This is a genomic window from Mesorhizobium sp. M1E.F.Ca.ET.063.01.1.1, from assembly GCF_003998155.1.
Lineage (GTDB): Bacteria > Pseudomonadota > Alphaproteobacteria > Rhizobiales > Rhizobiaceae > Mesorhizobium.
Window position 1 is genome coordinate 1 of the sequence record NZ_RZSC01000176.1, and the last position, 9,607, is coordinate 9,607.

The 9,607-nt window shown below is 56.6% G+C and carries 8 protein-coding genes and 2 pseudogenes; 3 read left to right on the forward strand and 7 right to left on the reverse strand.

Translation table 11 applies throughout. The features are described from left to right. The 5 genes and pseudogenes from EOA29_RS14880 to ectB all read right to left on the reverse strand — a co-directional run. A pseudogene (locus tag EOA29_RS14880) lies at nt 1–127 on the reverse strand (IS6 family transposase); the annotation flags it as partial. Nucleotides 128–216: 89 nt separating this feature from the next. After that, nucleotides 217–768 carry a TylF/MycF/NovP-related O-methyltransferase gene (locus EOA29_RS14885; RefSeq protein WP_187331498.1) on the reverse strand — a complete coding sequence of 184 codons (552 nt, stop codon included), beginning with the start codon at nt 766–768 and terminating at the stop codon, nt 217–219. 169 nt (nt 769–937) lie between these two features. After that, nucleotides 938–1,132, reverse strand: a complete 195-nt coding sequence (locus EOA29_RS42990) for a hypothetical protein (protein WP_240992582.1) — start codon at nt 1,130–1,132, stop codon at nt 938–940. Between the two features lie 349 nt (nt 1,133–1,481). Further along, entirely contained in the window at nt 1,482–2,321 is an 840-nt protein-coding gene (locus EOA29_RS14895) for a hypothetical protein (RefSeq protein ID WP_029356481.1), read from the reverse strand. After that, nucleotides 2,314–3,570, reverse strand: coding sequence for a diaminobutyrate--2-oxoglutarate transaminase (ectB, locus tag EOA29_RS14900; protein ID WP_029356482.1), 1,257 nt, complete (start codon nt 3,568–3,570; stop codon nt 2,314–2,316). Before ectB ends, EOA29_RS14895 begins: the two co-directional genes overlap by 8 nt. 861 nt (nt 3,571–4,431) lie before the next feature. Between ectB and EOA29_RS42995 the strand changes: the two genes are divergently transcribed. Then, complete coding sequence (locus EOA29_RS42995) at nt 4,432–4,656, forward strand: hypothetical protein (protein WP_245468473.1); 225 nt, start codon at nt 4,432–4,434, stop codon at nt 4,654–4,656. On the opposite strand, the gene EOA29_RS14910 is transcribed toward EOA29_RS42995, so the two are convergent. Next, nucleotides 4,640–5,233 carry an SPASM domain-containing protein gene (locus tag EOA29_RS14910; RefSeq protein WP_127221090.1) on the reverse strand — a complete coding sequence of 198 codons (594 nt, stop codon included), beginning with the start codon at nt 5,231–5,233 and terminating at the stop codon, nt 4,640–4,642. The genes EOA29_RS42995 and EOA29_RS14910 overlap by 17 nt on opposite strands. 882 nt (nt 5,234–6,115) lie before the next feature. Here EOA29_RS14910 and EOA29_RS14915 point away from each other — a divergent pair. Next, nucleotides 6,116–6,310 (forward strand): annotated as a pseudogene (locus tag EOA29_RS14915) (transposase); the annotation flags it as partial. A 17-nt stretch (nt 6,311–6,327) separates the two neighbouring features. On the opposite strand, the gene EOA29_RS14920 reads toward EOA29_RS14915, so the two are convergent. After that, nucleotides 6,328–7,119 (reverse strand): LuxR family transcriptional regulator, encoded by a 792-nt coding sequence (locus tag EOA29_RS14920; protein ID WP_240992584.1) that lies wholly within the window; start codon nt 7,117–7,119, stop codon nt 6,328–6,330. 644 nt (nt 7,120–7,763) lie between these two features. On the opposite strand from EOA29_RS14920, the gene EOA29_RS14925 reads away from it, so the two are divergent. Further along, complete coding sequence (locus EOA29_RS14925; RefSeq protein WP_029356491.1) at nt 7,764–9,566, forward strand: ABC transporter ATP-binding protein; 1,803 nt, start codon at nt 7,764–7,766, stop codon at nt 9,564–9,566. Nucleotides 9,567–9,607: the final 41 nt, after the last annotated feature.

Genomic DNA, 9,607 nt, shown 5'->3' on the forward strand with positions numbered 1-9,607 from the left:
TGCGGCGCAAGCGGCGAGCGTAATGCGGACCGAACTTGATGCCCCACCGGCGGATTGTCTGATACGAAACCACGATCCCGCGCTCCAGCAGCATTTCCTCGACCAGACGCAGGCTCAAGGGGAACCTCCATAGTTTCCCTCCGGGTAGGCTCGGATCTTTCCGGGTAGAGGAACTGTCTTGTCAGATTTACGCCAGCGGAATGGTCAGGTTCGGCTTCACGGCCAATTGCGATAGACGAGATGTGGAAAAACCTGCTCCGCGAAGCGGCAGTCCCGCTGAATCATCACTTCCTCCACCGCCTCCATGGCTCCTATGCAGTCCGCATACAGGCAGTCGTCGAGCACCCAATAGCCTCCATCGACCATATATTTTCGGGATACGTCGTAGCTATACTTCACGGCGCTGTAAATGTCACAGTCGATATGGCACAAACGGACCGAGCCTATATTTTTCAGCGCATCCTCGGCAGTGTCCTCGAAGAGCCCCCGAACCAGATGGAGATTATCGATCTTCTGCCTCTCGATGAGCTCCAGCAGATCATCGTATCCTGCATCACTGAAATCGCCTGCTCTGTAAGTGTCACGCTGCGGGTCCGTTGGCGGCATCCCCCCGAAAGTGTCGAAAGCGTATACTTTCATGTCGGGATAGAGTTCCTTGCAAACGGCGGCCAGAAAAAGCGCGTTGCCGCCGCGATAAGTGCCGAACTCGACGACATGGCCGGCCGCCAGGCCATCGAAGCCGAAACGTAAGATGAGATAGAGATTCATTCGGTTTCGCTCGCCCAGGAGCGTCCGGTTTCGTGCCAGTTCCATCGCCCTATTGTAAAGTTTGTCCTGGCGCAATTGCTCAACCAGATTGTGGCCCTGCAGGCCTAGTCCGCGTTGTAAGCCAGCGCGAACGTTTCGGCCACGTGATCTCCGCGGCGCCTCCTCGAATTCAGGCAGAATTATTCTCATTGAAGAACTCCTCGTCAAAAATGGCATCTTCAAGGCATTCCATGCTTGCCTTAACAGCCCATTCTACTGCATGCTCAACGGTATATGCGTCTGCTCCTGCCAGCGCCAGACGCCCGCCAGACGAGGTCTTGGACTTGCCGGTCCAGCCGTATGATTTCGACGGTGCCAACACCATCGGCGCTCAACAGCACGATCTAGGCACGCCAGACATGCTTCTGCGTACTGTTGCGGTCGCTGACCAGGGCAGTCAGCCGCCGATGATCAGAAGGCGAGACGGTGAGAGATACCCTGTGCGCATGCGCCAGATTCGCATGCGCACAGGCAAAAGGGAATCCCACCCAAGACCCCACTAGCTGTGCTCGCGAAATACCGCGATGATCTGCTCTTCAATAAGCCGCCTTCTCTTCATCAGCCCGTCCTTCAAACGAGGCAGGACACCAGGCCCAACTAGAGGAAATTACCCGTGGCAGGTCACCCGCTACAAAGAATACAGCCGGATGCCGGCAGTTAAACGAATTGGAACTTCAGGTCCACCAGAGAACAAGATCTGGCCGCGCAAATCCGAAAAAGCAATTCAGCAGCACGCGACGCTTTCCGTTGCCTGATTGACCGGTAACCCCGTGAACGAAGCCGCCATCGATTAGGGCGATATCCCCAGTTTTGAGCTCGAATTCGCGGCAAGGGACGGCCTCCAGATAGGCTGCCGAATAGGGATATCCAGTGGTCTCCACACCTTGCGATATCCGGTCCGCAACCGTCGGCTTGTGGCTCCAGAGCTTCAGATTGCCGCCTTCCTCAGGCATGCTGGGATAGAGGTTGAGCGCTGCGACCGTATTGTGCGCCACCGCAGAAAGCTCGTAATCATCGCCAGCACGTAAGACTTGAGCGACGTCGTCGTGGGGATCCAAGGAAAACGTGCCTGTGCCCGACCAACTGAGGCCGCGACAAACATTGGCCTGGCCGTGTTCGGAACGGGCTAGCCGCAATTCGATTCCCTGGTTGTGAAGCTCTCGCTTCAACGCCCCGAATACTGCTCGAACCGGGTCAACCAAATTCTTAAAAAGGGCATCGACGTACGGCCGCGCGTTTTCGGCGTCTGCGAAATAGGTGGCTGCATCCTTCCTGTAGTGAGATGCGCCGACATATTGTCCGGGCACACCATCTTTACGCTCTCTGAGACCGGAGCTTCCAATAAAGTTCGTCGTGATCTCCTCGGCTACTTCGGTGCTGAAAGCTTGCTTGATGTGCAGAGCGGTGAGCTCACCCTTCAGGACCGAGATGATCTCCGCCGTGTTGATTGAGCCGATCCGTTCTCTGATTGAAACCGGGGAGATGGCAGGCACTTGAGTTATCTTCTTAGGCATTGTCTTGCTCCTGTAGTGCGTGTTCAAGGATGGTGATGCCAAGATCAAGTTCGGCATCGGAGATGGTTATCGGCGGGAGAACTTTGATAACGTCTCGATTTGGCCCCGAGGATTCGATAAGCAGGCCATTTTCGAACGCGACATCGTGCACGCGGCCGACAACTGCCGGTGAACGGCATTTCAGGCCGGCCATCAGACCGCGGCCGCGCTTCTGTTCGATGTATCTTGGAAATTTCGCAACCAGCCGATCGAGGTGCGTTTGCAGCCTGACGGCTGTCCGCTCGACACCTGCAGTAAATTTCCTATCCGACCACATCTTGCACATGGCTCCTGCCGTCACGAACGCGAAATTGTTGCCTCTGAAGGTCCCGCTATGTTCTCCGGGCTTCCATATGTCCAAGTCGGGTCGAATCAGAACGATGGACAGCGGACTACCTGAACCGCTTAGGGACTTGGAAAGACACACAATATCCGGTTCGATTTTCGCAGACTCGAATGAAAAGAAATCGCCAGTTCGGCCCGCACCCGCCTGAATATCGTCGACGATAAAAACAATGCCGTGAGTACGGCAAATGCGCTGAATTTCCGTGAGCCAAGCTGCGGATGCGGCGTTCATGCCGCCTTCTGCCTGGATGGTCTCCAGAATGATTGCGGCAGGCTTTTCTATGCCGCTCCCCGGGTCGCTCAAAACGCAGTCGATGTAACTGGCGGAATCGAAAGCTTGGCTCGGATAGCCGTCATAGGGAACACGGATCACATCGTGGCGAGCAACGCCTCCCAGTTCCCTGGTTGAGGCCGAGCCCGACACCGCTAGAGAGCCGAGCGACATGCCGTGGAACGCATTCGTAAAGGCCATGACGCTCGAGCGGCCGGTGTATTTTCGCGCTAGCGCCAGAGCCGCTTCGTTGGCGTTCGTGCCGGTCGGCCCAGGAAACTGAATCTTGTACGAAAGGCCTCTGGCTTTCAGGATCCAATCCACGAACCCTTCAATGAAGTCACGCTTTGCCGCCGTATGCATATCAAGCGACAGAAGAATGTTCTCACCGACGAGATATTCAATCGCCGGCGCCATGATATCCGGATTGTTGTGCCCGTAGTTGAGTGCGCCGGAACCCACCAGGAAATCGATAAAGGGCTTACCCGTCTCGTCCCAGATCGTCGCCCCAAGGGCCTTCGTAAAGACGGTAGGGAACGCCCGGCAATAACGACGAACGTTGGACTCATGGGCCGTGAAAGGGTCGGTATTCATATTGAGTCCTCTGCACATAGGTCGTTCAAAGAAGAGAGCTGTTTAATGGCTAGTGGTTTGCGGTAGATGTTCGTCATCTAACATTGAAGCAGAATGCCGGAGGAAGCTTTGGTTGGTCTGGTGATGCCGGGATCCTCATCGAGTATTGCTGGGTTGTGTTGCCCTCCATTCGGATGCCTTCGCAGAATGTGCTGCAACAAGATGGCTTCTAAAGCTTCCGCGAAAGCACCGATACTACGAGATCGGGTAGTTGACGTACCCACCCATCGCCTACCCACAGCGACTCCGGACAATGAATGAGTCCAAGGACGATTAGCAGGGTCGCGTCGCCAGAGGTTGTGTAGCTCGGCGGCAGCGAAGCCGCTCGCGAGCGCGCCCCCTCAATAGCGCCGTAGCGAGCGAGCGGCTTCGCGGCGGTCATTAATATTCGCCGTTCAACCTCGGGCTGCGGACACCAACCTGATTCAGAAAACTATTTGATGACCGATGACACAGTGAAAGCCGCGCTCTCTTGGAGAAGACTGCGGATTCCGATCTCTTGCGCGAGATGATTGGCCCGAGGCGCCGGATCAAGAGGGCGGAGCCGCCGTGGGCGCCCTTGACGGAAAAGCCCGTTCGTAGGGCCAGGCGGAAGCAACCGGGAGACGCGCTGGCGAAGGGCCGCATCGATTTCGAGAACGTCCACTTTCCGCTATGGCAACCATCCCCGGCCGCAGCTGGGGCTGCTGCCTTCAGGCGAGTCGAAAAGGAGATCGTCTGGGAGGGGGAAGGCGTTGACGAGGTGGGCCGTGATGCATAAGCAATCAAGCGCTCATCGGTATCGACAAACGCTATTTCCGTCCGACCGAGGTTGACCTGCTGATCGGCGATGCCTCCAAGGCAGCCAGCAAGCTCGGTTGGAAGGCGAAGACCACTTTCGATGAGCTCGTCTCCGAAATGCTCGAGGCCGACTGCCGCGCCTACGGGATCATGCTCGCGTCAGGCGAAAACACGGATGGCGTCGCGGGCAGGTGCATTTGTCGTGGGGGCCATCCACATTGCCAGGCACGCCCTCTCGGCCGGCATCCACTCAGGTCCGGTCGTTAGGGTCGGCGAATTCACACATCCTGCAAAGCAGAAAACCATCCGCTCCATTCATCCGATCGACGATTTCGCGAAAAACTGGCTTTTCAAACAGAGCGGAGTAACCCTCATATAGAAGGTTGCCCAATACGTGACGCCGTTCAAAATCCATGGAGCACAGGGTAACGTCGCTGTTTGGAAGAAGAACATTCCGATACTGTCGTTCGTCCACGCAGGTTAGGGCTCCGACCACTGGCTGGCGTGGTGCAACGATCTTAGGGTCGACGCTTCCACCCCTACTGCTCATGGGCCGCGCTTTTATCAGTGCTTCGGTAGGAATAATGTCGGCTATATCTGGGTGGGGCTCGCCCAAAGCCACGAACCGGATCAAGGGGATATCCGCGTCGACGAGTTGACGAACCAGATCGCGATACTTGTCTCCGACCAGGCGGCTGTTCATGTAGGTGCCATCATCGAAAACATGAACCACGAATACGCCCAAGCGCAAGGCTTGCAATCGTTGCAGGTCCTGCCCGTTCATTCCCACCAGCGTCGTAAAAATCCTGATGCCATGGCCTTTGGCGAAGGCGTGCTCCACCATTTCGGTGCAGTCCGGATTGAGCCAAGGTTCGGAGTATCCCGCAAAACCAATGTCGACGGAAGCCGGTACGCGGGCTAGACACCGCTTGAAATCTTCAAGACCCAGATGACTCGCATGAGACACTTTTCTTTGCCGGACCGCGAACTTGTCCTGGGGACAATATGAACATCCTACGACACATCCCGTGGTCGTCGTTATCTCCAAAACCCTGCCGGCTGTGTTTGCTAAGCGAAGTTCCGGCAAAATCACTGGTGACGACTCCCATCTACTTACGTCGAAGCGCCACGATGGTGTGCCTTTGGCTTTCTGGCACCGCCTGCTGATCTACTGAGGCAACGCGGCCATCTACCCTTTTGGCAGCCTAAGCCGCCCGGTTCGCCGATTTGCCGGGCCGACTCCTCACAAACTTCGAGCGCGTCGGACCAGAGACAGCATTGCATCTTTCGAGGCATCACTCGCTCCGGAGATGTAGCCTCAACCGGTGATCGCTGGCCCATCGCCGAGATGCGCGCACAGCACCCTCGAACCCGCCGGAAAGAAGCTTTCTGGATGAGGTCGATCACCCCTTCATCGAGCGAGTTCCGTGTTCTCATGCGGGTCAACCCTCAACCTATATTGCCGCACCTCGACCAGCAAAGGCCGTGCCAGTGCGCCTGGCGCGCAGTTACTGCGTGATGGGCTTCGAAAAGCCCGACAGGCCCAAGACGCTCCGCTGTTTTGAACCCGACATGTTTTCTGACGGCTGTCAGATTTGGACACACATCACTCATGCGTCAGTCGCTTAAGACGGAATGGCGTGCTGAGTTCTGCAAATTCGCTGAGAGTGGGCGGTCATGACAGGGTGGTGTTCAACGTCACCGATTCCCTGGAAGGAACGCCGCCATGATCAAGACAGAAAGTAAGACCGCCAGCGCTGCCGTCAAAGACATTCTGCTTTGGAACCCGGATAGATTGAACGAGGTGATCCGCGCGGTCATGCAGGAGGTGCTCGAGGCCGAGATGGACGATGCGCTGGATGCTTCGAAGAGCGAGCGCACGCCGGAGCGTCTCGGCTATCACTCGCGCTACTACGGGCGGAGAACTAGCTGCGCAACCTACTGCCGTTCGATAATCCCAAGTTCCAAAGCTTTTACAACAGCTACCGTTCTGCTGGTCGCATCCAACTTCCGCATTACATTTTTTAAATGGAAATCTATCGTATTTCGTGATCTGCCTAAAATAGTTCCTATTTCCCATGACGATTTTCCTTTCGACACCCAATAAATGCACTCTATTTCTCTCGCAGAGAGCTTATAAATTTGCTCCGGTTCAGTCGGAGTGCCGAGCTTCAAAACCCTCAGATGAAACCGTAGCGCGGCCATTTGCAGGTAGGTGATCGCTCTATTTTGCAATTCGCAGTCCGAGGATTGAGCAAAACTCATAAACCTAAAGCTGTCAGCAGGGCCATGTAATGGGACGGTAACGCCTGACCTCAAGCCGAATGTTGCTGCTTCGTCCAAGACGCGGCGTCCATCTTCAGTTATGCTTTCATCGGTATACACCTCGCTCCATCGAAAGGCCCCTGCCTCCTTTCGACCTTTCTTGATGAGTGGGTCTATTTTGGCATAGCCCATTCTCGAGTAGCGCTCCTGCCATTCAGCAGGATAATTCCACATCACCACAGAATCCTGTCGGTTCGGCTTGAAAACCCTCTGTTTTGATGCGAGCGGGCCATAGGCAATCCACGGGCAATCGAACTTCAGCGCAAACGCGGACAACAGTTCGAACAACTGTTCGGATTGAGCGATATCATCAGTCATGTTGAGGAATAGACCTAACTCGAGCTCAATCCGCGGGAGTTCCACGATCTCTCCTTCAGTTGCTTTCTCATTGGTGCACACCAGCATCGCAACATGCGTAGTGCGCGGAATCGACAGCCGGAGTTTCTTCCGCCACCTAAAGACGTACCCTCAAGAGTCGTGCCACCTTGCGAGCGGAGCTTTCTTCAGGTTGTAAACCGACTGGAGCAAGGTACCCAGGAGGCGAACCGAACAGCACTGTGTCGGGGAGCGCACAATCCGACAGTCGAGCATTCGATTGAGGGAATATGGGCAGGAAAGTATTCGCGGCGCGTTTTTGAAGTCAGCACCTAAGCCCCGAGCACTTGAGAAAGCTGCGTTGCAATTGTACTTATTTGATCGAGGCAACGTGATGCACCACGTGTTTACCGGCACACGCTCCGCTTATTGGGTAGAGAAAGAACAAGTTCGACATTCAATCGATACATCGGCCCTTCTTTTCCAATCTTCCCCGAGTTGGCCATAGCAATCGTATTCGACTGGATCGCGGCTGACTTTCTCCAGGCTCGGTAACCTGCTGAATTTGTCCTTCGGCTGTTCCCGCTCAGTTGGCACGACTTTTGAACCTCACCGTCGTGAGGCGGCAGGAGCTGCCCGCCAAAATTGATGCTGTTGTGGGGGAGGTCCAAAATTCCAGTTTTGTCATTTAACTTCTTTGGGACCGAGCGTGTTGATGCGCCCGCTTGGAAACTATGAAACGTTTCCCCGTCCATGGACGCGGCGCCACTGGTCGCGACGTACTCGCCTTCACTGTCCGCCACTGGAGCCGGCAGCCGGTGCGGCTCGCGATCATCATGGCTGCGATGCTTGCCTCCACGCTGGCTGACGTGCTGATGCCGGTCTATTCAGGTCGTCTCATCGATGCTGTTGCAGGTGGCGCTGCTGTGGCAGCACCAGCCTGGCATTCGGCCCTTGCAGCCTTCTCTGTACCGATTGCATTGGCACTCGGTGCCATTGCCATGCGCCACGTCGCCTTCATTGGCCTGAACGACCTGGTGTTGAAAATGATTTCCGATGTCGCGACCGAAGCGTTCCATCATGTGCAGCGCTTTTCGACAGACTGGCATGCGAACAGCTTCGCCGGCTCGACAGTGCGCAAGATAACGCGCGGCATGTGGGCGCTCGACCTCCTAAACACCACAATACTGGGCACTCTGTTCCCGTCCTTTATCATCTTGGTAGGTTCGACGGCGCTGCTCGGCTGGCACTGGCTGGCCATGGGCGTGATCTTTGCTTGCGGCTCTCTGGTCTACCTTGCCTTTTCGATTTCGCTGTCGCTCAGCTATGTCGCGCCGGCGGCGAGCCTTGCCAACCGATGGGACACAAGGCTCGGCGGCGCGCTTGCGGACGCCGTCAGTTGCAACGCTGTGGTCAAGGGCTTCGGCGCAGAGATCCGCGAAGACGAGCGGCTTGCAAATATCATGACCAAATGGCGGCACCGCGCGCGCCGGAGTTGGGTGCGCGGAACGATCATCGACTCAACCCAAGGCGTCACTTTGGTTGCGCTCAGGGTGGCGGTGGTCGGATATGCCCTGCTTCTGTGGTCGCATGGACAGGCAACGCCGGGCGAGATAGCATATGTTCTCACGTCCTTCATCGTCCTGCAGGGCTATCTGCGTGATGCCGGCATGCATGTACGCAACGTGCAGCGCTCGGTTAATGATATGGAAGAACTGGTGGCCATCCACAATCAGCAGCTGGATGTTGCCGATCGTCCAGAGGCCAAGCCGATCCGGATCACGAAGGGCCGTATCGATTTCGAGAACGTCCACTTCCGCTACGCCAACCATCCCCTGCCGCTCTATAGCGAATGTTCGCTGTCGATTGAAGCTGGCGAAAGGGTTGGGTTGGTTGGACCTTCCGGTTCCGGCAAGACAACATTCGTGAAGCTCATCCAGAGACTCTACGACCTGAGCGGCGGCAGGATCCTGATAGACGGCCAGGACGTCTCCGAAGTAACCCAAGAGTCGCTCCGTTCGCAGATCGCGATAGTGCAGCAGGAGCCTATCCTGTTTCACAGGTCGCTTGCCGAGAACATCGCCTATGGCCGGCCTGGCGCGAGCCAGGCCGAGATCGAGCAAGCGGCACGGCTGGCCAGTGCGCACGACTTCATCGCGCCCCTGCCGAAGGGCTATGGGACATTGGTCGGCGAAAGGGGTTTGAAGCTCTCCGGCGGCGAGCGCCAGCGCGTGGCGATCGCGCGCGCCTTCCTCGCGAACGCGCCGATCCTTATTCTGGATGAGGCCACATCGAGCCTCGATTCGGAATCCGAGGTGCTCATTCAACAAGCGGTGGATCGGTTGATGGTGGGTCGAACGACACTCGTCATCGCACACCGGCTGTCGACAGTCCGCTCGCTCGATCGGCTGCTCGTATTCGATCGTGGCCGCATCATGGAGGACGGCGATCATGCCGCGCTGATCGATCTCGATGGTGGCATTTACCGCCGCCTCTTCGAACGGCAGGCGTTGGAGCTAGCGAAGGGCCTGGCCTGAGCGCCAACCGGGTTGCGCGATGCGCCGAGCCGTTGCCGGAG

Coding starts and splice junctions, on each gene's coding strand:
- EOA29_RS14885 (WP_187331498.1), bottom strand. CDS start 768: ATGAATCTCTATCTCATCTTACGTTTCGGCTTCGATGGCCTGGCGGCC.
- EOA29_RS42990 (WP_240992582.1), bottom strand. CDS start 1,132: ATGGTGTTGGCACCGTCGAAATCATACGGCTGGACCGGCAAGTCCAAG.
- EOA29_RS14895 (WP_029356481.1), bottom strand. CDS start 2,321: ATGCCTAAGAAGATAACTCAAGTGCCTGCCATCTCCCCGGTTTCAATC.
- ectB (WP_029356482.1), bottom strand. CDS start 3,570: ATGAATACCGACCCTTTCACGGCCCATGAGTCCAACGTTCGTCGTTAT.
- EOA29_RS14910 (WP_127221090.1), bottom strand. CDS start 5,233: ATGGTGGAGCACGCCTTCGCCAAAGGCCATGGCATCAGGATTTTTACG.
- EOA29_RS14920 (WP_240992584.1), bottom strand. CDS start 7,119: ATGCTGGTGTGCACCAATGAGAAAGCAACTGAAGGAGAGATCGTGGAA.
- EOA29_RS14925 (WP_029356491.1), top strand. CDS start 7,764: ATGAAACGTTTCCCCGTCCATGGACGCGGCGCCACTGGTCGCGACGTA.